This window comes from Kribbella sp. CA-293567 (assembly GCF_027627575.1).
GTDB lineage: Bacteria > Actinomycetota > Actinomycetes > Propionibacteriales > Kribbellaceae > Kribbella.
The window spans coordinates 1,594,110-1,616,514 of sequence record NZ_CP114065.1 but is presented as its reverse complement, the minus strand read 5'-3'; the positions used below and the strand labels follow the sequence as shown (position 1 = coordinate 1,616,514).

The window sequence follows — 22,405 nt, the reverse complement described above, 5'->3', positions numbered from 1 at the left end:
GTTCGTCAACGGCTCACGGCTGACGAATCCGCTGAGTTGTCAGCGGCGGACGAACGAACCGGTTAACCGGTGCCAGCTCGGCTGGTCGGCCCAGAGGGAGGTCGCGGCCAGGTACGGGCGGAGCAGTGAAGTCAGGTAGGGATTCCCTCGGTGACGGAGCTCGGCCGTGGCCAGATGACGGGCGACGCCGGCCAGCAGGTCGGCGAGCTGGATCCTGGGATCGGTACGGGAGTCGAGCATCGTCAGCCCCAGCAGGGGTTCCGGGATCGGCGAGGTGCGGCGGAGCAGCTCCTGCACCCGGGTGACCCGATGGTGGGTGAGCGCGCTCTGCTCGTCGTGGAGAATCGCTACCGCCGCGCCGTCGGCGGTCCAGAGACGAGCGGTTTCGAAAAGCGCGGGGATCAGCGGCTCGAGTGGCGGCGGGACCGGCGAGCGGTCGTCCTGCAGTTCCGTGAGCACGTGGAACAACTGCGGCCTGGCCTCGCGGAGCTCGCCGAGGATCGGGTCGAGGCGCTCGGATCGCAGGTCGTCGAGGGTCTTGAGGAAGTGGGCCACGTAGGGTCCGTCGATTCCGCGGTAGCGCTTGTGCCGCATCATCCCGACGAACGCGGCGAGAAAGTCCCGCCACCTCGCCGGGCCGAAGACGACGGGGCCGGTGTGGTGCAGGGTGCGGGCGACCGGGCGCAGGTCCAGCGCCAGGCTGGTGCCGGCGGCGTACGACGGCTCACCGACGAGCAGGTCGACCAGCCGGGTGACGGTGAAGTAGGTCTTGTCGGTGAGGTGCACGGTCGCCCGGCCCGACAACGTGCCGAGCAGCCATTCGACCGCGAGACGGTTACGGAAGAGCTGGCCGGACTTGTACTCCGTGGCCGAGTACCGGCGGAATCGCTGGTGCAGCAGGGCGACGTACGCCGCTGCCGTCTCCTGGTCGAGCGACAGGCCGACGTGGGTGATGAGTTCGAATTCGGGATCGAGCATGTTGGTGCCGGTGAACCCGGACTCGTCACACGCGATCTCGACAGGACGCGACTGCATGGGGCTCCCTGAGAAGGAAAGGACTGCACGCTTGAGGGACCCGGCATGAGACCGGGTCGTCGTTGATCACGCGAACACCGTGTTGCTCGGTGCGGGTGAGATCAGTAAGCGGCAGCAGCCTTCTCAGCAAACATACGGCCATCATCGACGGGCCGGGCGGCAACCGCCAGTTCTTTGATCAGGGCTTGCGGGCGAGCCCGGCGACGATCAGGTTGCTCGCCTCGAACGGGTCGGCCTCGGGCCTCTCCCACCACTCATCGAGGCCGACCAGCCCTGGCTCGAGCAGCTCCAGCCCTTCGAAGAGCGAGGCGATCTCGTCCGGCGTCCGGAAGGTGACTGCCCGGAAACCGCCACGCAGCTTCTCCTCCACCCCGGTCGCGTACTCCGCCCGCCGGCTGCCGTCGCGCGGGTTGCACGGGTGAGTGAGCGCCAGGTACGACCCTGACGGCAGCGCGTCCAGATAGCCGTCGACGATGGCGCGAGCTTGTTTCGTGTCGCGGACGTGGTGCAGGACCAGGCACTGAAGCACCGCGACAGGCCGGCCGAGGTCGAGTGCGCCGGTGACCACCGGGTCGGCGAGCACCGTGGCCGGATCGGTCAGGTCGCCGGCAGCGAAGAAGCTGTGCCGGTCGTCGGCGAGCAGCGCCTGGCCGTGCCGGATGACGGTCGGATCCTTGTCGAGATAGACGACAGTCGCCGCCGAACTCACCCGGGCCGCGATCTCGTGGGTGTTGTCGGCGGTCGGCAGGCCGGAGCCGAGATCGAGGAACTGGAGCACCGCCGCCTCGCGCAGCAGTCGCTCGACCACCTCGGCGAGCCAGCGCCGGTTGGCCCGCACCAGCGCGGGCAACTCCGGGGCCACCTCGATCACCTGCTGTGCGAGCTGCCGGTCGACCTCGAAGTTGTCCTTGCCACCCAGCAGCAGGTCGTAGACCCGGGCGTCACTGGGCCGCTGCATGTCGACGTCGGGCGCGGTCGCCCGCCCGCCGCCTGCCCCCTGGTCCATCTCCACCCGCCCGAATCCGAAAACCGCGATTACCGGAGGCTATCGCGGCGAAACGCTCCGTAGAGCAAGATCACGCTCTCATCCCCCAACTGCCCCGAACTACCCAAGTTTCTGCCCGGCGGAACGTCATTGGAACAGGGTTCCGGCCAGCGGGACATTTGCGGGCAACACTCCGGTAAGCGCTTGCCGTACGCACGGGCAGCACCCCAGACTGAGCCACCGGCCGGCCATCCGACGGCCGGACCGAGTGACACCGGATCACCGCCCCGACCGGAGGACACGATGGACCGAAGGACCTTTCTGACCAGCACTGCTCTGACCAGTACCGCGCTCGGCATCGGTCTCGCCACCTCGACGCCAGGCCTCGCCGGGGCGTCGCCCGGCCGGGCGCCGGCCCTGACCCGAGCGCGCGCCGTCCGGGCGACGAGTCTCGACCAGTTGCGGCAGGCCATCGCCGCCGCGCGGCCCGGGGGCACGGTGGTGCTGGCCAACGGCACGTACGCCGTACCGGCTGGGCGGCCGATCGCGATCCAGGGCAAGAACGGCAGCTCGGGCGCCTCGATCGTGGTGCAGGCCGAGTCGGTCGGCGGCGTGACGCTGACCGGGACCCAGGGCTTCACCTTCGCGGACTCGTCCTGGGTGACGGTCAGCGGGTTCCGGTTCCGGCAGAGCTCGATGATCGACCTGGCGACCAGCTGCCACCATCTGCGCCTGAGCCGCAACGACTTCCAGCTGGCCGATGTCAGCGGGGTGAACTGGCTGATGGTCCGGGCCGAGTACTCGAAGGTGGATCGCAACCACTTCCACGGCAAGTCGACGCTGGGGGTCTTCCTGTGCGTCGAAGGACCGGGGACCTCCGGGATGTCGCGCGGGGTGCACATCCTGCGCAACCACTTCTCCGACCACTCGTTCACCGGCAGCAACGGTGGTGAGCCGATCCGGCTCGGGCTGAGCGGCCGGTCGCTGAGCGAGGCCGGCGCGATCGTCGAGCAGAACCTGTTCGAGCGGGCCAACGGCGATCCGGAGGCGATCTCGGTCAAGTCGTCCGGCAACACGATCCGGGACAACACCGTCCGCGACAGTCTCGGCGGGATCGTCCTGCGGCACGGCAGCCGGTCACGGGTCGAGGGCAACTTCGTGCTCTCGGGCAGCAACGGGATCCGGATCTACGGCAACGACCACCTGGTGGTGAACAACTACGTGGAGAAGGTGAGCGGCGCCGGGATCGTGCTCGGCAGCGGGTCGGTGCGCGACGACAAACCGGGTGACTCGCCGGAGAGCCGGCGTGGGAACGACGCTCCGGACCGGGTCACGATCGCGCTCAACACCGTACTGTCCTGCGGTACCGCGATCGCCGGCGAGACGATGCGCACGCTGCCGCCGCTGGGATGCACGATCGCCGACAACCTCCTGGTGGGTGACTCGGGACGGCAACTGGTCGAAATGCCTTATCAGCAAGGCATCTCGTGGTCGGGAAACCTGCTGTGGGGCGCGGCCGGGAACGGGAACCTCCCGGCCTCCGGGTTCTCGCGGAAGGATCCGTTGCTGGCTGCCGGGGCCGACGGAGTACGGCGGCTGACGGCCGGGAGTCCGGCGATCAACGCTGCCAGCCGGACGTATCCGACGGTCGCTCGCGACGTGGACGGGCATCCTCGGTCGGGGAAGGCGGACGTGGGGGCTGATGAGTACAGCACCGCGACTCCTGCCAACCGGCCGCTGACGTCGGCAGAGGTGGGGCCCAAAGCTCCCTGACCCCCGCGCGTGGGAGCCAGTCGAAAGCTGAGCGGCTCCGCCCCGACAGGGCGGAGCCGTTCGTCGTTCAGCGGGAACCCCGACGACCGACTCGACACAGAGAGGGTGTGGTGCACGAACGAACTACTGGACGTAAGGAGCGCGGATGCGCCGGATGACGAGTGGGTGCGGGCCGTGATCGGGCTGCGGCCCGGGCATCATGAGCAGACGATGGCAGTGAGTACCGATCGCGCGTTGTGGTCCCGCGCCGCCGAGGGTGACGCGGAGGCTTTCGCGCGGCTCTACGACCGGCACGCCCGGGCGATCTACAACTTCCTCTACCGCCGGACCGCGTCCTGGAGCGACGCCGAGGATCTTACCTCGGCGGTCTTCCTGCACGCCTGGCGACGGCGGGGCGACATTGTGCTGGACCGGGAGTCGGCGCTTCCCTGGCTGCTCCGGACAGCCGACTACACGGTCCGCAACGAGTGGCGCTCCAAGGCGCGGTACCGGCGGGCCCTGACCGCCGCTCGGCTCCTGATCAGCGACGAACGGGACCATGCCGACGACGTCGCCGGGCGGCTGGACGACGACGCGCGGATCGAGCAGGCCCGTACATCGCTGCGGCGCCTGCCCAGACAAGAACGCGAGATCGTCGAACTCTGCATCTGGGCCGGTCTGGATCAACAGGCGGCCGCGATCGCGCTGAACATTCCGCTCGGCACGGTCAAGTCGCGCCTGTCGCGTGCCCGCAAACATTTACGCGAGCTCAATCTCGTACCACCCGTGGAGGCCAAGCCATGAACCCAGTCACTTCCCCGCCCGAGCACGACCTCCGTCCGGCCGTCCGGAACCGTCAGCGCGACGAACTGATCGCGATCGTCCAGCACGAGTCCGCCGGCTCCCCTCCGCGCCGTCGGCTGGTCCCGCTGGCTGCGGCCGCATCGGTGATCGCGGTCGTCGGCGGCCTCGCGTTCGGAGTACCGGCATTGAGAGGTGAGGAGCCGTCAGTGGCCGGTGATACGGCTGCCACCAAGTTGCCGGTCAGCGAACTGCCGCCGCTGGAGACGAAACTGCTCTGGGGCGACTGCCTGCTGGGCACCCGCCCTCCAGGGAACACGGGGCGCAACGTCCTGCCCTACACGGGCGGCAAGGCTTTCAAGTACACGACGCCGCAGCCTGCCGGGGTACCGACCAAGTGGTTCTTCACCGCCAACGGCAGCTACGGTACGTCGCTGGTCTGTGGTGTCGACGTGACCGGGAGGGTGATCGAGCGATGGCCCACTTCGGACGCCGACCTCCGGGGCAGCGTCAGCGGCAGGTACGTTCAGCCGGTGGCGCGCATCACCTATCAGGCCACCGGGCAGCAGCCGATCGAGGCCGAACTGCGGGACGGCTTCTGGTTCGTGCCAGTGAGCAAGAAGTCCGGCGAGACGGGCACCGTCAGGGCCTACGACAAGGCCGGCGAACTCGTGCGCGCTTCGGTGACGGAGGCTCCGGCGACGAAGCCGCGATGAGTTTCTCCGGGCTCGCTCGTCTGAACGGGAAACGATCGAGCCACTAGGAGAAGACATGGCGAAGGTGCTCTATTCGGTGACGATGTCGCTGGACGGTTTCATCGCGGGTCCCGGCGGCGACATGGGCTGGATGACCGCGTACCTCGGCCCCAATCCGGAGATGACCAGCCTGGTCGACCGGATCGGGTCGCTGCTGGTCGGTCGGCGGACCTACGACGGCGACGACCCGAACAAGGGCGGCGAAGGCGAGGGCGAGGCGTTCGGCGGCGGTTGGGACGGTCCGCAGTACGTGCTCACCCATCGGGTGCCGGCCGGCGCGCCCGCGAACGAGTTCTTCATGGACGACTTCGCGAGCGCGCTGGCGAGCGCGAAGGCGGCGGCCGGGGACAAGTACGTGAACGTGCTCGGCGCCGACGTCGCCCGGCAGTGCCTGGAGGCGGGTGAACTGGACGAGGTGCTCACGCTGGTCGCGCCGGTCCTGCTGGGCGACGGCACCCGTTTGTTCGACCATCCCGGCGGCCGCCAGGTCGGTCTCGAACGGCTGAGCGTGACTTCGGCGCCGATGGCAACGAATCTGTGGTTCAGGGTGCTCCCGGGTCTCAGCGGCTGACCGGACCGGTCGACTCCCGGACCACCAGTCGCGGCACGAGCGACTGCTGCCGCCGGGGTGAGTCCGGGTCGGCCAGGCGGGCCCGCAGCAGCTCCACCGCAACGCGCCCGACCTCCAGCTTCGCCGGTGAAATGGCGGTCAGCGGCACTTCGGACAGGTCGGCGACCTCGTCGTCGTAGCTGATCACCGACAGCTCCCCCGGTACGCCGATGCCGCGGGCCAGCGCCGCGTTCAGCAGCAGCGTCGCCTCACGGTCGGCGAAGCAGAGCACCGCCGTCACCCGGTCACGCAGAATCCGGTCGAGGAACTCGTCGGCGCCGGCGCTCGTCCAGCGATCGCGCGTCTCGCTCAGCACGGGAACGTCGCCGAGACCGGCCCTGAGCTGAGGCGCGGTGTGCGGGCTGCTGCGTTCGAGATAGGCGATTCGGGTATGCCCCAGCTCGCGGAGATGCTTGAGAGCCGCGCGGGCTCCCGCGGCGTGGTTCGAGCCGACGAACTCGTGCAGCGTCGCGGGATCCTCCAGGCCGCGCTCGACCAGGACGATCGGCAGTTCCAGGTCCTCGAGCTCCGCGAGCCCGGCCGGTCCGTCGGGCGCCAGGATCAGGCCGGCCACGCCGGCCGCGATCAGCCCGTCGATCGCCAGCCGCTCCTCGGCCGAGTCCCACTCCGTACTCCGCAACAGCAACTGCGCGCCGTGCCTGGCCAGTTCCCGCTCGATCCCGACGATGATGCGGGGGTAGTAGTAGGTCATCGAGGGCACGGCGACGCCGATCAGCGGACCGGTCTCGGCGCTCGCGATGTACATCCCGGAGCCCTGCCGCCGGTAGACCAGCCCGTCCTGCACCAGCAGGTCGACCGCCCGGCGCACGGTGTTCAGGCTGACGCCCTGCTCCGCTGCCAGCTGCTGCTCGGTCGGTAGCTTGCCTCCCGGCCAGCGCAACTCGGAGATCCCCCGGCGCAGCTCTCCGGCGAGATGACGGGCCTTCTGCCCCCGAACAGCCTCTGACGCGCTCACTCGCGCGACTCTACTGCGCTGAGCCTGGAAATTCATGAGTATGAATCTCTTGAATTAAAGAATGACTTGCCACAAACTCATCCGCACAGCCTCTCCTCAGCGATCCGCCTCTCTGAAGGACTCCGCCATGCTGAAACGTCGCACCCTCCTGGCCGTCGGCACCGCTACCGTCGCGGCGATGCATCTCCCAGCCGCCTCCGCAGCCGCCGCGAGCCCCGCCGACTTCGCCGCCCTGCGAGCCAAGTGGGCGGCCGACCTGACCGGTGGCAGCGCTCTGGACCCCGCCGACCCTGACTACGCCGCCGCACTGGCGCGCCTGGACGCCGGCGTCGCGACCTCGTTGACCAAGCTGGACCGCTCACCGACCCGCAAGGCGGTCTTCACCGACTATCCCCTGACGGCCGACCCGTCGATCGCCAACACCTACGTCCGCCTGGAGCAGATGGCGACTGCCTGGGCCACCCCTGGTTCGGCGTACCGGTCGGATCCTGCGCTGCTGGCCGACCTGCGGGCCGCGCTGGAGTCGATGTACCAACTCATCTACAAGCCGGGCACCGCCGAGTTCGGCAACTGGTGGTCGTGGGAGATCGGCGCCACCCGGCCGCTCGCCAACACCCTCGTCCTCCTGTACGCCGAACTGGCGCCCGCCGCTCGCGAGCGGTACTGCGCGGCCATCGACCACTTCGTCCCCGACCCGTACTGGATGTTCCCGCCCGCTCGCAGAGCCGTGTCCACCGGCGCGAACCGGGTCGACCTCTGTCAGGCGATCATCGTGCGCGCGCTGGTCACCGATGACGAGGCGAAGCTGACCCACGCGCGGGACGGTCTCAGCGACACCTGGCAGTACGTGACGACCGGTGACGGCTTCTACCGGGACGGCTCGTTCGTGCAGCACACCTGGGTGGCCTACACCGGCACCTACGGTCACGTCCTGCTGGGAGGCATCGCCAAACTCCTTGCCTTGTTGACGAATTCGCCCTGGCAGGTCACCGACCCGAAGCGGCAGATCCTGTTCGACTCGGTGGCGAAGGCGTACCTGCCGGTCGTGCACGACGCGCGGATGATGGATTTCGTCCGGGGCCGGGCGGTCTCCCGCCACAACGCCTCCGATCACAACGACGGCTACACCGCCGCCGAGGCGATCCTGCGGCTCGCACAAGGAGTCGACACCGCCCTCGCCGCCCAGTGGCGATCCGCGGTGGCGGGCTGGCTGCAGCGCGACACCTTCGGCGACATGTTGTCAGGGGCAACGATTCCGCGAGTGACCCTGGTGAAGTCGCTGCGCGGGGTGACGCCGGCGCCCGAACGTGACGGCCACACGCTGTTCGCGAGCATGGACCGGGCGGTGCATCGCCGTTCCGGCTGGGCCTACTCCATCTCGATGGCCAGCCGCCGGATCGCCTACTACGAGTCGGGCAACGGCGAGAACGAGCAGGGCTACCACAGCGGCTCAGGCATGACGTACCTGTATGACAAGGACAACGGCCAGTACGCCGACGCCTTCTGGCCGACCGTCGACCGCACCCGGCTCCCTGGCATCACAGTGGACAAGCTCCCGCTGCCCCCGAAGGCAGGTGGCGAGTGGGGAGTCGCTCGGCCGCCGACAGCGACCTGGGTCGGGGGCAGCACTCTGGACGGCTACGCGGCGGTCGGCCAGGATTTGGAGGGCCCGGTCTCTCCCATGCGCGCCCGCAAGTCCTGGTTCTGCCTGGACGAGTACGTCGTGGCACTGGGCGCCGGCATTACCGGCAGCAGCGGCTACCCGGTCGAGACGGTGATCGAGAACCGCAACCTGCACAGCGATGGCGCCAATGCGCTGACAGTGGACGGCATCAGACGCGTCCCGGCGCTGGGTGACTCAGCCACCGTCGCCGGTGCCCGGTGGGCGCACCTCACCGGCGTAGGCGGCTATGTCTTCCTCGGCGGCTCGGACCTGCAGCTCCGGCGGGAGGTACGGACCGGCTCCTGGCGTGACATCAACACCGGTGGGCCGGCTACTGCGATCAGCCGCCGCTACCTGACCATGTGGATGGATCACGGCATCGACCCAAGCGGAGCGGCGTACGGGTATCTGGTGGTGCCGGGAGCCACAGTAGGTCGCACCAAGCAGCTCTCGAAGACCTCCGGCCTGCTCGTACTGCGCAACACGGCGTCGGCGCAGGCAGTACTCAGCCTTCCGCGGGGACTCACCCTGGCCAACTTCTGGAAGCCGGACCGGGTAGCGGATCTCCAGGCAGAGACGCCTTGCTCAGTGATCCGCCGGGTCCGCGGGCGCGAGCTGCACCTGGCGATCTCCGACCCGACTCAGCTGGCGACCACTGTTCAGCTGACAGTCCACTTGCCGGGCTTGCGGGTCGCCAGCGCCGACCCCAGCGTCAGCAGCGTGCGCACTCCCTTCAGCACCAAGCTCACCGTCGACGTCGCCGGCTCCGCCGGCGCCACTCACCACCTGACCCTGCGCTTCTAACCGCACATCACCGGGCGGATCTCGACCGCGAGCCCGTCGATCTGACTGTCAGGCAGCAGATCGGCGAGCTCGACCGCTCGCTCGCGTCCCTCCACGTCGACCAGGTAGTACCCGCCCATGAAGTCAGCGGCTTGCCGAGACGGTCCAGCGGAGATCTGGCGCTTGCCGTCCCGGGTGCGGATCACCGTGCCGGCCGATGGGTCAGCCAGTGCTGCCGTACTGATCAACTCGCCCGCCTCTGCCGCGATCCGCTGAAACTCCCGATGCCCCGCGCTGATCGCCGCGCGCTGTTCGGTCGTCAACCGCTCCAGCACTACGGCGTTCCCCTGCAGGATCAGCAAGTACTTCATCGCCACCTCGCCTTCCGGCCGCCCTCTGCGGTCGTACTGGAAGGACGAGACCGACCGGTGATTCTTGACATCGCCATACTGGACCGATGATCGCGACCGAACGGCTGGTGCTGCGGCGGTTCCGTCCCGGGGACGCGGAGGCGTTCGCGGCGTACCGGTCGATTCCCGAGGTCGCTCGGTATCAGTCCTGGGACGCCCCTTTCAGCCTGAAGCAGGCCAGGACGACGGTGGCCGCCTTCACGACCGGGGACCCCGCGCAGCCCGGCTGGTTCCAGTACGCGATCGACCTCGACGGTCAGCTCGTCGGCGACCTCGGGCTGAACACTTGCGACAACCTGAGGCAGGCCGAACTCGGCTACACGCTGGCTCCGGCGTACCAGGGCAGGGGTTATGCGACCGAGGCCGTCAACGGGCTGCTCGAGCATCTGTTCACCGAGCGCGGCCTGCATCGCGTCTCCGCCGAATGCGACGCCCGCAATCTCTCGTCGGTCCGCCTGCTGGAGCGGGTCGGCTTCCGGCAGGAGGGATTCCGGCCGGAGAACTCCTGGTTCAAGGGCGAGTGGACCGACGACCTGTTGTTCGGGCTGCTGCGGAGCAGCTGGCAGTCAGCTCGTACCGCGAACTGACCAGGCCCGTGCGGTGAGCGCGATGGAACCGTCGGCGTCGATCGGCAAGCGCGACTCGACCAGCGCTCGGATCGCCTCCTGGGCATCGAAGTCGAGGCTTCGCAGGTAGGCGGGCGCCACTCCCTGCCCTCCGAGGAACGGCGTCCAGTACGCGTCGAACGACTCGAACACCGTCGGTACGACGATCGCGCCGGTCTCGATGTCGCTGAAACCCGCCTCCGCGAACAGCGCTTCGAGCCCGGCCTCGTTGCAGAACGGGAAGCTCCGGCCCTCGTCCAGGTCCCGGTCCTGCGGCCGGACCTGCCCGGCGGCGTCCCAGAAGTACTTCATCAACTGCATGCCCTCGGCGTAGTCCCAGACATAGACCGCCACCGTCCGGCCGATCGACCGCAACCGGCGCAACGCGGCCGGCCGGTCCGGGATGAAGTTGAGCACCAGCCCCGCGACCACCACGTCGAAGGCTCCGTCGAACGCCTCATCGGCCAGCTCCGCGGCCGACCGTACCTCGAACCGCGCCCGCCGGTCCCGTACTGCGCCCCGCGCATACCCGACGAACCCTTCCGACGGATCCACCCCGAGCACCTCAGCCGGCTCCGCGGCCGCCAGGATCGTGCTGGTCAGGGCGCCCGTGCCACACCCGACGTCGAGCCACCGCTGACCGGCCGGCTGATCGAGCCGCGCCACGAACTCCGCGGCGACCAGCCGGCTCCAGCGTCCGACGTACGACTCGTAGATCTCCCCCTGCGCCCACTCGCTCATCCCCGCACCATAAACGCAGCAGCTCCTCCGGCGGCGGAACCGTCAGACGTGGCTCGGCAGTGCGACACCGGTCAGTTGTTCGGCCGCAAGCCACAGGCGCGCATTGGCAGGCTCGTCGAGCGAACGCTTCGGAGACTTCACCACCTTGGTCGGGCCGACCAGTCCGAGCGCCTTGCTCGGGCCGTAGTAGCCGCCGGCCACGGCCGCAGGACTGGTGGCGGCGAACAGCAACGGCTCTGCTCCCTGCTCGACACCCTGCGAAGGCAGCGGATTCACGCGCTCGGTGATCCGGACCAGCAACGGCGGCCGGTCGAGGCCGAGGCTTGGACCGGTCGACTGCAGATTGGTCCGGGTGAAGCCGGGGTGAGCGGCGTTGCTCATCAGGTTCCAGCCGCGCTCGTGCGCGATCGCGGCGAGCTGGTGGGCGAACATCAGGTCGGCCAGCTTGGATTGCGCGTACGCCGCGGCCGGCCGGTAGCGCCGCTCCCACTGGAGATCGTCGAAGTGGATCCGGCCGAAGTTGGCCGCCCCGCTGCTCATCGTCGCCACCCGCGGCGCCGGCGCGGCGAGCAGCAACGGCAGCAGTCGCAGCGTCAGCGCGAACGGGCCGAGGAAGTTGCTGCCGAACTGCAGCTCGAAGCCGTCAGCGGTCGTCATCCGCGCCGGCGGCGCCATCACGCCTGCGTTGTTGAGCAGCAGATCGAGCGGAAGCCCGTCGGCGACCAGCCCGTCGGCGAACTCCCGCACCGACGGCAGGTCGGCCAGATCGACTCGCCGTACCTCCAGTTGCGCCTGCGGGTACTGCGCCAGGATCTCCTTGCGAGCCTGCTCCCCCTTCGACGGCGTCCGGACCGCCAGCACGATCCGGGCGCCGGCTCCCGCCAGCCGCCGGACCGCCTCCTTGCCGGTACCGCTGTTCGCGCCGGTCACCACTGCGTACTTGCCGGTCTGGTCGGGGACGTCGTACATGAGCTGCTCCTTCAGTAAAAGACTGCCGGTCTGTTAATCACGAAGTTAACAGACCGTCGGTCTGCTGGCAACAGACCATCGGTCTGTAGAATGCGGCCATGACGACCTTCCAGCGCGCCCGGAGCGAGGAACAGCGGGCCGAGCGGCGTCGCGCGATCCTCGCCACCGCCGCCGCGATGCTGGCCGAGCTGCCGGTCGCCCAGCTCACCCTGAACGAACTCAGCCGCCGGGTCAGGCTGGCCAAGTCGAACGTGCTGAACTACTTCGGGTCCCGGGAGGCGATCCTGCTGGAGTTGCTCGACACGGAGACCCGGGAGTGGATCGCCCAGCTCGGCGAGGAGCTGACCAGGACCGTGGATCCGGCCTCGTCCGCCGCGGAGCGGGGCGGCCGGCTGGCCGACGCGATGGTCGAGACGCTGGCGTCCCGACCGATGCTGTGTGCACTGATGAGCGCGCAGGCCGCCGTACTGGAGCACAACATCTCCGTCGAGGTGGCGCTCCAGTTCAAGCGCGGCTCGATCGCCAACCTGCGGGAGCTCGTCGGCCAGGTGATCGAGCGCGTGCCGGAGCTCGGCGAGGACGGCGCGTTCCGCTTCATCGCCGCGGTCTCGATGCTCGCCGGCGCGCTGTGGACCCACGCCCATCCGGCCGCGGCGATCACTGCGGTCTACGAAGCTGATCCCGCCGTCGCGGCGTACCGGGTCGAGTTCGCCCCGGCGCTGCGGATGGCCCTGGACACCCTGCTGGTCGGCGTCCTGCCGCGCTGATCAGACCACCTTGGTGTACCGGTGGCACGGCACCGGAATGGACCCGTCTTCGGTGGTCGCGGGATAGTCGAAGGCACCGGCGTCGACCCAGCCGCTGCGCTCGTAGAACCGCCGGGCGCGAGTATTGCCGGTCGCCACCGCGAGCCACGCCTCGGCGTGACCGTTGGCCTTGACCTGCCGCTCGGCCTCGGCGATCAACGTGCCGGCGATCCCGGACCCTCGATGCTCGCCCGCCACGTAGACCTGCTCGACCTCGTCACCCACCACCATCACGAAGCCGGCCACCTCCGCGGAGGCTTCGTCCGTACTGGCCAGCGCCACGGTGGTGTCCGCGATCCGGCCCGGCACCCGCTGCCAGAACGTCTCCTTGGTGCGGACCGCCACCAGCTCGTCGGGCACGTTTCCGACGTGACCGTCGCCCCACCCGGAGTACCAGATGGAGGCGATCGCGTCGGTGTCGGCGGCGGTCGCGGCTCGGAGCGTGACGGTCATCCCGTCACTGTAGAACGAGGAACCGCGGCCACCGCACACTTCGATCCAGGCTGTCAGTCCGGGTCGTAGGCCAGGTTGGGCCGCAGCCAGCGCTCGATCTCGGCCAGCGGCATGCCCCTGCGTTCGGCGTAGTCGGTGAGCTGATCCTTGTTGACCCGCCCGACGCTGAAGTACTTCGCCGCCGGGCTGGCGAAGATCAGCCCACTGACCGCGGCGGCCGGGGTCATCGCGTACGACTCGGTCAGCGCCAGCCCGAGCTTGTCGGCTTCGAGCAGCTCGAACAGCAACTGCTTCTCGCTGTGGTCCGGGCTGGCCGGATATCCCAGCGCGGGCCGGATGCCGCGGAAACGCTCGGCGTGCAGGTCTTCCAGCAGCGGCTCTGCGTCGGGCTCGAACCAGCCCTTGCGGGCCTCCAGGTGAATCCACTCGGCGAACGCCTCGGCGAGCCGGTCGGCCAGCGCCTTGACCATGATCGCCTTGTAGTCGTCCTGCTGTTCCTCGTACTTCGCCGCCAGCTCCTCGGCACCGTGGATCGCGACCGCGAAACCACCGAGGTGGTCGCCGGCCGGTGCGATGTAGTCGGCCAGGCAGCGGTTCTCGCGACCGGCCGGCTTCTCGGTCTGCTGCCGCAGCATCGGGAACGACGCGTTCAGGTCGTCGAGGATGATGTCGTCACCTTCACGGTGCGCTCGCCAGTAGGCGTAAGCACCCTCGGCGGTGAACGACTTCTCGGCGATGATCTGGTCGAGCATCGTGTTCGCGTCGTCGAACAGCTCCCGTGCGACCGGCTGCTCCAGGATGGCCGGGTACTTGCCCTTCAGTTCCCAGGCCAGGAACAGGAACTGCCAGTCGACCATCGCGCGCAGCGTCTCCAGGTCCGGTGCGACCCGGCGCAGACCGACGAAGTCGGGCACGGGGATCTCGCCGTGGTCGACGGTCTCCCGGTTGGCCCGCGCGACCTCGATCGGCAGCATCGGCTTGCGCTGCTTGTTCGCGTGCTGCTCCCGGAGGATCTCCTGGGCGGCACGGTTGCTGACGGCAAGCTCTTCGGCCCGGTCGTCGTCGAGCAGGTCGGAGACCACGCCGACCACCCGGGACGCGTCCAGTACGTGCACCGTCGTGTTCTCGTACGCCGGTGCGATCCGGACCGCCGTGTGCTGCTTGGAGGTCGTCGCGCCCCCGACCAGCAGCGGAAGCTTCAGCCCTCGCCGGTCCATCTCGGCGGCCACGGCGACCATCTCGTCCAGCGACGGCGTGATCAGCCCGGACAGCCCCACCACGTCGGCGCCCTCGGCGATGGCCGTGTCGAGGATCTTGGCGGCCGGCACCATCACGCCGAGGTCGATCACCTCGTAGTTGTTGCAGCCGAGCACGACGCCGACGATGTTCTTGCCGATGTCGTGCACGTCGCCCTTGACGGTGGCCAGCACCACCTTGCCCTGACCGCGCACGTCCTCGGCGCGGCCCTCCTGCCGGGCCAGCTCCTTCTCGGCCTCCATGAACGGCTCCAGGTAGGCCACCGAACGCTTCATCACCCGGGCGCTCTTCACCACCTGGGGCAGGAACATCTTGCCCGCGCCGAACAGGTCGCCGACGATCTTCATCCCGTCCATCAGCGGGCCCTCGATCACCTCGAGCGGCCGTTTGCGGGTCAGCCGGGCCTCCTCGGTGTCGTCCTCGATGAAGTCCACGATGCCGTGCACGAGCGCGTGCGAGAGCCGCTCCTCGACCGTGCCCTCGCGCCAGGACAGGTCGATCTCGCGCTGGGTGCCCTTGCCCTTCACGTTCTCGGCGAAGCTGACCAGGCGGTCGGTGGCGTCGTCGCGCCGGTCGAAGATGACGTCCTCGACCAGTTCCAGCAGGTCGGCCGGGATGTCCTGGTAGACCGCGAGCTGGCCGGCGTTGACGATGCCCATGTCCAGGCCGACCTGGCCCGCGTGGTACAGGAACGCGGAGTGCATCGCCTCCCGGACGATGTCGTTGCCGCGGAACGAGAACGACAGGTTCGAGATCCCGCCGCTGATGTGCACGCCCGGGCAGCGCTGCTTGATCAGCGGCAGCGCGTCGATGAAGTTCTTCGCGTAGCCGTTGTGCTCCGACATGCCGGTGGCGACGGCGAGCACGTTCGGGTCGAAGATGATGTCCTCGGGCGGGAAGCCGATCTTCTGCGTGAGCAGGTCGTAGGCCCGGCCACAGATCTCCACCTTGCGCTCGACCGTGTCGGCCTGCCCCTGCTCGTCGAAGGCCATCACCACCGCGCCGGCGCCGTAGTCGCGGATCCGCTGCGCGCGTTCGAGGAACTCCTCCTCGCCCTCCTTCAGGCTGATCGAGTTGACCACGCCCTTGCCCTGCACGCACTTCAGGCCGGCCTCGAGCACCGACCACTTCGAGCTGTCGATCATGATCGGGATCCGGGCCACCTCGGGCTCGGTGGCGACCAGGTTGAGGAAGGTCGTCATCGCCTGCTCGGAGTCCAGCAGGTCGGCGTCCATGTTCACGTCCAGCAGGTTCGCGCCACCGCGGACCTGCTCCAGCGCCACGTCCACCGCGGCCTGGTGGTTGTCGGACTCGATCAGCCGGCGGAACCGCGCCGACCCGGTCACGTTGGTGCGCTCGCCGATCATCACGAAGCCGGTGTCGGGGCCGATCGAGAACGGCTCCAGCCCACTGAACCGGGTCTGCCCGTACGGCGCGGCGATCTCCCGCGGCTGCATCCCCTGCACCGCCTTGGCGATCTGGGCGATGTGGGCCGGCGTCGTCCCGCAGCAGCCGCCGACGATGTTGACCAGGCCCGACCCGGCGAACTCACCGAGCAACCCGGCGGTCTGGTCCGGCGTCTCGTCGTACCCGCCGAAGGCGTTCGGCAGACCCGCGTTCGGGTGCGCGGCGACGTAGGTGTCGGCGAACTTGGCCAGGTCGGCCACGTGCGGACGCGCCTCGGCGGCACCGAGCGCGCAGTTCACCCCGACCACCAGCGGCTTCGCGTGCTCGACCGAGCTCCAGAACGCCTCGACGGTCTGCCCGGACAGCGTCCGGCCGGACAGGTCGACGATCGTCACCGAGATCCACAGCGGCAACTCGGGAGCCACCTCGCGAGCGGCGGCGATCGCGGCCTTGCAGTTCAGGGTGTCGAAGATCGTCTCGATCAGGAGCAGGTCGACACCGCCCTCGGCCAGCGCGGAGATCTGCTCGGCGTACGTGTCGCGGACCTGCTCGAACGACACCGCGCGGTACGCCGGGTCCTCCACTCGCGGCGACAGCGACAGGGTGACGTTCAGCGGGCCGATCGAGCCGGCCACGAACCGGCCGCCGGCCTCGTCGGCTGCCTGCCGGGCCAGCCGGGCGCCCTCGACGTTCATGTCCCGCACCAGCGACTGCAGGCCGTAGTCGGCCTGGCCGATGCTGGTCGCGGTGAAGGTGTTCGTGGTGGTGATGTCGGCGCCGGCTTCGAGGTACTGCCGGTGGACGTCGAGGATCACGTCCGGCCGCATCAGGTTGAGCAGGTCGGGGTCACCGGTGACGTCATGGGTGTGGCCGGTGAAGCGATCGCCGGCATAGTCCTGCGGCGTCAGCTTCGCGCCCTGGAGCATCGTGCCCCAGGCGCCGTCCAGCACCGCGACCCGCTGGTCCAGCAGGGTGCGCAACTCGGTCCGACGATCCGTCACCTTCGGCCACCTCCAGAAGAGTTTCCGGAGGCGCCCTTACTCGGTCGAACCAGACCGAGCGTGGCGAACCCCACCGGGCCCGTCGCAGCGCCTCTCGACCTGGACCGTAATGCTACTGATGGAGCGGGGCGAATCAGAATCTCTGACCGATTACTGAGACGAAGTACCACTCTTCGAGACGAGAGGTGGGGAGAACTGTCAGCGAACCGGTCCGGTGATCAGTTCGATCGTCTTGGCGTGGCGCCGGCCCGACCGGTCGGTCCAGGAGACCGACACCTTGTCGCCGGGGTGGTGCTGGTCGAGCAGCGTCGAGAGCGCCTCGGGTGAGCCGACTTCCTCACCGGCGAAGCTGGTGATCACGTCGCCGGCCTCGATCCCGGCCTGGTCGGCCTTCCCGTCGGCGATCACGTCGTTGACCACCGCGCCGGTGGTGCCGTCGGCGTTCGAGAGGATCGACACCCCGAGCAGCGGCGACCCACCGAGGTGCACCTCCCCGGACGCCTTCCCCGAGTCGATCTGCCCCACGATCTCCATCGCCTGATTGATCGGCACCGCATACCCCGTAGGTTCCTGCTCACCTCCAGGCAACTGCCCGTAACCACCGCTCTGTCCAGGCACCCCCTGACCTGCTTCATCACCGGAACCCTGGCCATCACCCGAGCCCTGCCCGTATCCGCCGCCGGACCCGTCACCGAACCCGGTCAACGCCGCGATCGCAGTACTCGGCGACCTGCTTCCGTTCACATTCGGCTGATACCCGGTCTGCCCCACACCGTCACCGGAGTTCCCCGACCCACCAGCCGTGTCGACACCGACCACCTCTCCCGCCGAGTTCGCCAACGGCCCGCCGGAATCGCCCGGCTGGATGTTCGCGTCGGTCTGGATCAGCCCCTCCAGCTGCTCCGGATTCGCCCCGGACTCGTCGGTCGCGGTGATCGCCTGGTTCAGCGCCGTCACCTGGCCCGGCGCGTAGCTCGGCGTACCGCCCTTTCCGCCCGCGTTGCCGATCCCGACCACCTGGTCCCCGACCTTCACCTTCGAGGAATCACCGATCTTCGCCGTCTCCAGCCCGGACGCGTCCTCGAGCTTCAGTACCGCGATGTCGTGCTCGGAGTCGTACCCGGCGACGCTCGCGGAGTACGTCCTGCCGTTCCCGACGTTGGTCACCGAGATCTCCGTCGCGCCGGCGATCACGTGATGGTTGGTCAGCACCTCACCGTCCGACGTCAGCACGATCCCGGTACCAGCAGCCTTCGCGCCCTGATACCCGAGCACCGTGTTGATGTTGACCAGCCCCGGCGAGACCTCGGCCGCCACCGCCGACGGGTTCAGCACCTGCGCCATCGTGGAGCCGCTGTTCGCGACCGGCTGCTGATCGATGCCCCAGGCAACCGAACCCCCGGCCACCAGCGCCGCCAGCCCGAGCGCCCCGACCACCATCGGCAACCGCTTCCTTCGCCTCGGCGCCTGCTGCGGCCCCGGCCCCCACTGCGGCCCGTACTGCGAAGGCCCGAACTGCCCCTCGGTGCTACTCATGTCCCGTTGCCTCCTCAGCCCTGTACCTGCCTGATATCGAGTAGACCTCGGCAGTCTGAGAACTCCATCGGCTGAACCGATGAATCAGCTGAGAATCCGGCGACCCTCGTCGCCCGGACCTACTTCCGTACCGCGGCGACGGCGTCCGCGAGCAGATCGATGCCTTTGGCAACGGCATGTTCGGTCAGGCTGCCGTAGCCGAAGACCAGGCCCTCGGCGCCGGTGTTGTGCACCCAGTAGGGCTGGAGGCCGTAGACGCCGAGTCCACGGTCACGCGCGGCCTGCGTCACGTCCTGCTCGCTCAGGTCCGGTGGCAGCCAGGTCAGCACGTGGAGTCCGGCCGAGACGCCGACCGGCCGCAGATCCGGCACCTTCTCTGCCAGGCACCGGACCAGCGTGTCCCGCAACAACCGGTACCGCAGGCGCATCCGGCGCAGGTGCCGGTCGAACTCGCCTCGGGCGACGAAGTCGGCAAAGGTCAGTTGGTCGAAGACCGAGGACCCCCGGTCGTCGGCGAACTTCGCCTCGGCCATCGGGTCGACCAGCCGCTCCGGCAGGATCAGCCAGCCCAGCCGCAACCCCGGCGCGAGCGTCTTGCTCGCGGTCCCCGCGTAGGCCACCCGTTCCGGCGCCAGTCCCTGCATCGCCCCGACCGGCTCCCGGTCGTACCGGTACTCGGCGTCGTAGTCGTCCTCGACGATCAACGCGTCCCGCCGGGTCGCCCAGTCGATCAACGCCGCCCGGGTCCGCGCGGAGGTCACCGCACCAGTCGGGAACTGATGCGCCGCCGTCACCAGTACGACGTCCGCCCCGGACCGGTCGAGCGCCTCGACGTCCAGCCCGCCCTCCAGCACCGGTACGCCGATCGTCTCCAGCCCCGCCGTCGTCGCCACCACCCGGAGCTCGTCATCTGATGGATCCTCCACCGCCAGCCGGCGGTACCCGGCCGCGGCCAGCACCTGCAGCAACAACCGCGATCCCTGCGCGAACCCGTTGCAGATCAGCATGTTGCCCGCCTGTGCCGCCGTACCGCGGACCCGGTTGAGGTAGTCCGCCAGTGCCTCCCGCAACTCGAGTGCGCCCTGACCTTCGAGATAGGCCAACGCTTCGTGCGGAGACTCGTTCAGCACCTTGCGGACCGATCGCAGCCAGGCGGTCCGCGGGAACTGCGTGACGTCGGGCCGGCTGTACCGGAAGTCGATCCGCGGCGGCAGCCCGGCCGCAACGTTCCTCAGCCTCGGTTGCACCGATGGCCGAACCGCTGCCGACGCGACCTGGGTGTATCCACCGGCGCGACTCACTAAGTAGCCCTCGGCAACCAATTGCTGATACGCCTCCACCACCACACCTCGCGACAGCCCGAGGTCCGCGGCCAGTGCCCGGGTCGCCGGCAAGGCCGTGCCCGCCCGGAGCAGCCCTTGCCGGATCCGCTCCCGAATCCCGCTCTCCAACTGCTGGTGCAGCGGCACCGTACTGCCGCGGTCGAGCTCGACCAGCAGCTCGCCCGGTCCCAGATTGGTCCTGGATCGGCTCATAGAACTGGACCTTATCCGGGGACCGCTTCGCTGTCAGGGTGGACAGCACCAGGAAGATCCGACCAGAGGAGCAGCGCGATGACCGCCACCGACACCTTGCCCCTGCTGCACCCCGGCGACCTCGGGTACGACGAGGCTCGTGCCGTCTGGAACGCGATGGTCGACCGCCGGCCGGCCGCGATCGCGCGCTGCCGCAGCACGGCGGACGTCGCCGCCGCGGTCCGCTACGCCAGGCAACACGAACTGGAGATCGCCGTCCGCTGCGGCGGACACAACGTTGCCGGTCTCGCCGTTCCCGAAGGCGGCCTGATGATCGACCTGACCGCGATGAACGCCGTGCAGGTCGATCCCACCCGCCGCACCGCCCGGGTCGAAGGCGGCGCGTTGCTCGGCGAACTCGACCGCGCCACCCAGAAGTACGGTCTCGCCACCACCGCGGGAAATGTCTCGCACACCGGTGTCGGCGGACTGACTCTCGGCGGCGGCATGGGCTGGCTGGCGCGGCAGTTCGGTCTCGCTTGCGACAACGTCGACTCGTACGAACTGGTCACCGCCGAAGGCAATGTGGTCACCGCTTCCGCGACCGAGAACCCGGAGCTGTTCTGGGGCCTGCGCGGTGGCGGAGGGAACTTCGGCATCGTCACCTCCTTCGAGTTCCGCCTGCACCACATCGGCACCCGAGCGCTCGTCGCCGACTTCACCTACCCGATCGCCGACGCCTTCCCTGTACTGCGCGCCTGGCGCGACCTGAACGCCACGGCTCCGCGCCAAGCAACTTTCACCACCGTCATCACCGCCGACCAGGTGACCGTCGGGTTCGTCTGGGTCGGTGCCCCCGGCAACCCTGACGCGCTGCTCGCGGCATTCAGGGCCTTCGGTAACGCTGCCACCGAAAGCGTGGAAGAGCTGCCGTATCTGACCCTGCAGAGCCGCGACGACAGCGTCCAAGGTCACCACTACCGCCGCTACTGGAAGGGCCACTACTTCAAAACTCTTCCTGACAAGGCGATCCACGCCCTCCTTCGCAACCCCGGAGTGGGCGCGAGCCTGCAGGCCTACGGCGGCGCGATCGCCGACGTACCGGACGAGGATGCGGCGTTCAGTCACCGCGACACGCTCTTCGAGTTCGTCACCGCCACGCGGTGGGAGGATCCGGCCGACGACGAGCAGCGGATCGCGACCGTCCGCGCGTACGCCGAGGCGCTGGCCGAGTACGCCGACGGCGCCTATCTGAACACCTTGAACGGCGACAAGATCACGCGCGCCTTCCCACCCGCCAAGCTCGACCGGCTGGTCGGACTGAAGACCGTGTGGGATCAGGCGAACGTCTTCCACCTGAACCAGAACATCAAGCCGGCACACTCGCGCTGAGCCGGGCGGTGAGAGCACGGACGTGGTCGATCAGCTCGGGCGGAGACTCGATCCGGAAGTCCACCCCGAGCATGCCGACGTGCAACGCCAGCTCGTCCAGGGAGTTGGCGCCCGTCGACAGTGCGCAGCTCGCCTCGTCGATCGGCTCGATGGTGCCGACCGTGTTGGCGATGCGCGCGGCCATCACGTCGGCCGGGGCGTGCAGGACGAAGCGGGCCTGGAAACGATAGCCACCCGAGGCGACGCCGCGAGTCGTCTCGCCCAACTCGGGCGCCTCGCGTGGAGTGAAGCCCGGCCCGGTCGGGATGCGGGGCTCCAGCCGATCGAGGCGGAAGGTTCGCCAGTCGTCGCGCTCGAGATCCCACGCGACCAGGTACCACCGGCGTCCCGTGTGGACGAGGCGATGAGGCTCCGTCGTACGGACCGTGGAGGTGCCGTCGTGACTGCGGTAGTCGAAGCGGAGTCGTTGGTGATCGCGGCAGGCCGTCGCGACCGCCATCACGACCTCGGGTGACACCGATGCGCCGACAGTCGGCGTCACGGCGACCGACTGCAGCAGCCGCACCCGGTGACGCAGCCGGGACGGCAGCACCTGCTCCAGTTTGGTGAGGGCCCGCACCGACGACTCCTCGATGCCGGCGACGCTCCCCGTCGCCGCCGCGCGCAGACCGATGGCGACCGCCACCGCCTCCTCGTCGTCGAGCAACAGCGGCGGCAGCGAGGCTCCCGCACCGAGCCGATAGCCAGCCACGCCTGGTACTGCGTCCACCGGGTAGCCGAGGTTGCGGAGTTTGTCGACGTCCCGGCGGACGGTCCGGACTCCGACGCCCAGCTCGCCGGCCAGCGCCGTACCGCTCCAGTCGCGCGGAGACTGCAGCAGGGACAGCAGCTTCAGGAGGCGCGCCGAGGTTTCCAACATGAGTCGCAGTCTGCCAGTTTGCTAGGACAGAAGTT

19 protein-coding genes are annotated in these 22,405 nt (G+C 69.0%); 8 read left to right on the top strand and 11 right to left on the bottom strand.

What is annotated here, in order from left to right; translation table 11 throughout:
- Positions 1 to 39 precede the first annotated feature (39 nt).
- Both OX958_RS07780 and OX958_RS07775 read right to left on the bottom strand, forming a co-directional pair.
- Positions 40 to 1,035: a hypothetical protein gene (locus OX958_RS07780; protein ID WP_270136504.1), complete on the bottom strand. Its 996-nt coding sequence runs from the start codon at positions 1,033 to 1,035 to the stop codon at positions 40 to 42.
- A gap of 178 nt (positions 1,036 to 1,213) precedes the next feature.
- Positions 1,214 to 2,041 (bottom strand): SAM-dependent methyltransferase, encoded by an 828-nt coding sequence (locus tag OX958_RS07775; RefSeq protein WP_270136503.1) that lies wholly within the window; start codon positions 2,039 to 2,041, stop codon positions 1,214 to 1,216.
- Positions 2,042 to 2,323: 282 nt separating this feature from the next.
- Here OX958_RS07775 and OX958_RS07770 point away from each other — a divergent pair, with 282 nt between their 5' ends.
- From OX958_RS07770 to OX958_RS07755, 4 genes are all read left to right on the top strand, one after another.
- Positions 2,324 to 3,793: a polysaccharide lyase 6 family protein gene (locus tag OX958_RS07770; protein ID WP_270136502.1), complete on the top strand. Its 1,470-nt coding sequence runs from the start codon at positions 2,324 to 2,326 to the stop codon at positions 3,791 to 3,793.
- A 210-nt stretch (positions 3,794 to 4,003) separates the two neighbouring features.
- Positions 4,004 to 4,576, top strand: a complete 573-nt coding sequence (locus OX958_RS07765) for an RNA polymerase sigma factor (protein WP_270136501.1) — start codon at positions 4,004 to 4,006, stop codon at positions 4,574 to 4,576.
- Positions 4,573 to 5,289, top strand: a complete 717-nt coding sequence (locus OX958_RS07760; protein WP_270136500.1) for a hypothetical protein — start codon at positions 4,573 to 4,575, stop codon at positions 5,287 to 5,289. Before OX958_RS07765 ends, OX958_RS07760 begins: the two co-directional genes overlap by 4 nt.
- Positions 5,290 to 5,344: 55 nt before the next feature.
- Complete coding sequence (locus OX958_RS07755) at positions 5,345 to 5,899, top strand: dihydrofolate reductase family protein (RefSeq protein WP_270136499.1); 555 nt, start codon at positions 5,345 to 5,347, stop codon at positions 5,897 to 5,899.
- On the opposite strand, the gene OX958_RS07750 is transcribed toward OX958_RS07755, so the two are convergent.
- Positions 5,889 to 6,914, bottom strand: a complete 1,026-nt coding sequence (locus OX958_RS07750; RefSeq protein ID WP_270136498.1) for a GntR family transcriptional regulator — start codon at positions 6,912 to 6,914, stop codon at positions 5,889 to 5,891. The genes OX958_RS07755 and OX958_RS07750 overlap by 11 nt on opposite strands.
- Before the next feature lie 127 nt (positions 6,915 to 7,041).
- On the opposite strand from OX958_RS07750, the gene OX958_RS07745 reads away from it, so the two are divergent.
- Positions 7,042 to 9,381: a polysaccharide lyase 8 family protein gene (locus tag OX958_RS07745; protein ID WP_270136497.1), complete on the top strand. Its 2,340-nt coding sequence runs from the start codon at positions 7,042 to 7,044 to the stop codon at positions 9,379 to 9,381.
- Here the strand turns inward: OX958_RS07745 and OX958_RS07740 are convergent.
- A complete protein-coding gene (locus tag OX958_RS07740) occupies positions 9,378 to 9,731 on the bottom strand; it encodes a YciI family protein (protein ID WP_270136496.1) in 354 nt (117 codons plus the stop codon). The two genes, OX958_RS07745 and OX958_RS07740, sit on opposite strands and share 4 nt — an antisense overlap.
- 86 nt (positions 9,732 to 9,817) lie before the next feature.
- On the opposite strand from OX958_RS07740, the gene OX958_RS07735 reads away from it, so the two are divergent.
- Complete coding sequence (locus OX958_RS07735; RefSeq protein ID WP_270136495.1) at positions 9,818 to 10,357, top strand: GNAT family N-acetyltransferase; 540 nt, start codon at positions 9,818 to 9,820, stop codon at positions 10,355 to 10,357.
- On the opposite strand, the gene OX958_RS07730 is transcribed toward OX958_RS07735, so the two are convergent.
- Positions 10,337 to 11,116 carry a class I SAM-dependent methyltransferase gene (locus OX958_RS07730; protein WP_270136494.1) on the bottom strand — a complete coding sequence of 260 codons (780 nt, stop codon included), beginning with the start codon at positions 11,114 to 11,116 and terminating at the stop codon, positions 10,337 to 10,339. The two genes, OX958_RS07735 and OX958_RS07730, sit on opposite strands and share 21 nt — an antisense overlap.
- Positions 11,117 to 11,158: 42 nt before the next feature.
- Positions 11,159 to 12,085: an SDR family oxidoreductase gene (locus OX958_RS07725; RefSeq protein ID WP_270136493.1), complete on the bottom strand. Its 927-nt coding sequence runs from the start codon at positions 12,083 to 12,085 to the stop codon at positions 11,159 to 11,161.
- Positions 12,086 to 12,183: 98 nt separating this feature from the next.
- Between OX958_RS07725 and OX958_RS07720 the strand changes: the two genes are divergently transcribed.
- Positions 12,184 to 12,852 carry a TetR/AcrR family transcriptional regulator gene (locus OX958_RS07720; RefSeq protein WP_270136492.1) on the top strand — a complete coding sequence of 223 codons (669 nt, stop codon included), beginning with the start codon at positions 12,184 to 12,186 and terminating at the stop codon, positions 12,850 to 12,852.
- Here the strand turns inward: OX958_RS07720 and OX958_RS07715 are convergent, their stop codons facing one another.
- The 4 genes from OX958_RS07715 to pdxR form a co-directional block, all read right to left on the bottom strand.
- The gene (locus OX958_RS07715; protein WP_270136491.1) at positions 12,853 to 13,344 is read right to left on the bottom strand and encodes a GNAT family N-acetyltransferase; all 492 of its coding nucleotides are present in this window, start codon (positions 13,342 to 13,344) and stop codon (positions 12,853 to 12,855) included.
- 53 nt (positions 13,345 to 13,397) lie between these two features.
- Positions 13,398 to 17,009: a methionine synthase gene (gene metH, locus OX958_RS07710; protein ID WP_270136490.1), complete on the bottom strand. Its 3,612-nt coding sequence runs from the start codon at positions 17,007 to 17,009 to the stop codon at positions 13,398 to 13,400.
- Positions 17,010 to 17,207: 198 nt separating this feature from the next.
- Entirely contained in the window at positions 17,208 to 18,545 is a 1,338-nt protein-coding gene (locus OX958_RS07705; RefSeq protein WP_270136489.1) for a S1C family serine protease, read from the bottom strand.
- Between the two features lie 119 nt (positions 18,546 to 18,664).
- Complete coding sequence (gene pdxR, locus OX958_RS07700; RefSeq protein WP_270136488.1) at positions 18,665 to 20,080, bottom strand: MocR-like pyridoxine biosynthesis transcription factor PdxR; 1,416 nt, start codon at positions 20,078 to 20,080, stop codon at positions 18,665 to 18,667.
- 78 nt (positions 20,081 to 20,158) lie between these two features.
- Here pdxR and OX958_RS07695 point away from each other — a divergent pair, with 78 nt between their 5' ends.
- Entirely contained in the window at positions 20,159 to 21,451 is a 1,293-nt protein-coding gene (locus OX958_RS07695) for an FAD-binding oxidoreductase (protein ID WP_270136487.1), read from the top strand.
- Here the strand turns inward: OX958_RS07695 and OX958_RS07690 are convergent.
- Positions 21,429 to 22,370: a helix-turn-helix transcriptional regulator gene (locus tag OX958_RS07690; RefSeq protein ID WP_270136486.1), complete on the bottom strand. Its 942-nt coding sequence runs from the start codon at positions 22,368 to 22,370 to the stop codon at positions 21,429 to 21,431. The genes OX958_RS07695 and OX958_RS07690 overlap by 23 nt on opposite strands.
- Between the last annotated feature and the right edge of the window lie 35 nt (positions 22,371 to 22,405).

Bases quoted from the DNA above. Each gene is read 5' to 3' on its own strand.
- pdxR (WP_270136488.1), bottom strand. From the start codon at position 20,080: ATGAGCCGATCCAGGACCAATCTGGGACCGGGCGAGCTGCTGGTCGAG.
- OX958_RS07720 (WP_270136492.1), top strand. From the start codon at position 12,184: ATGACGACCTTCCAGCGCGCCCGGAGCGAGGAACAGCGGGCCGAGCGG.
- OX958_RS07715 (WP_270136491.1), bottom strand. From the start codon at position 13,344: ATGACCGTCACGCTCCGAGCCGCGACCGCCGCCGACACCGACGCGATC.
- OX958_RS07775 (WP_270136503.1), bottom strand. From the start codon at position 2,041: ATGGACCAGGGGGCAGGCGGCGGGCGGGCGACCGCGCCCGACGTCGAC.
- OX958_RS07695 (WP_270136487.1), top strand. From the start codon at position 20,159: ATGACCGCCACCGACACCTTGCCCCTGCTGCACCCCGGCGACCTCGGG.
- OX958_RS07755 (WP_270136499.1), top strand. From the start codon at position 5,345: ATGGCGAAGGTGCTCTATTCGGTGACGATGTCGCTGGACGGTTTCATC.
- OX958_RS07770 (WP_270136502.1), top strand. From the start codon at position 2,324: ATGGACCGAAGGACCTTTCTGACCAGCACTGCTCTGACCAGTACCGCG.
- OX958_RS07705 (WP_270136489.1), bottom strand. From the start codon at position 18,545: ATGAGTAGCACCGAGGGGCAGTTCGGGCCTTCGCAGTACGGGCCGCAG.
- OX958_RS07725 (WP_270136493.1), bottom strand. From the start codon at position 12,085: ATGTACGACGTCCCCGACCAGACCGGCAAGTACGCAGTGGTGACCGGC.
- OX958_RS07745 (WP_270136497.1), top strand. From the start codon at position 7,042: ATGCTGAAACGTCGCACCCTCCTGGCCGTCGGCACCGCTACCGTCGCG.
- OX958_RS07735 (WP_270136495.1), top strand. From the start codon at position 9,818: ATGATCGCGACCGAACGGCTGGTGCTGCGGCGGTTCCGTCCCGGGGAC.
- OX958_RS07760 (WP_270136500.1), top strand. From the start codon at position 4,573: ATGAACCCAGTCACTTCCCCGCCCGAGCACGACCTCCGTCCGGCCGTC.
- OX958_RS07730 (WP_270136494.1), bottom strand. From the start codon at position 11,116: ATGAGCGAGTGGGCGCAGGGGGAGATCTACGAGTCGTACGTCGGACGC.
- OX958_RS07740 (WP_270136496.1), bottom strand. From the start codon at position 9,731: ATGAAGTACTTGCTGATCCTGCAGGGGAACGCCGTAGTGCTGGAGCGG.
- OX958_RS07690 (WP_270136486.1), bottom strand. From the start codon at position 22,370: ATGTTGGAAACCTCGGCGCGCCTCCTGAAGCTGCTGTCCCTGCTGCAG.
- OX958_RS07765 (WP_270136501.1), top strand. From the start codon at position 4,004: ATGGCAGTGAGTACCGATCGCGCGTTGTGGTCCCGCGCCGCCGAGGGT.
- OX958_RS07780 (WP_270136504.1), bottom strand. From the start codon at position 1,035: ATGCAGTCGCGTCCTGTCGAGATCGCGTGTGACGAGTCCGGGTTCACC.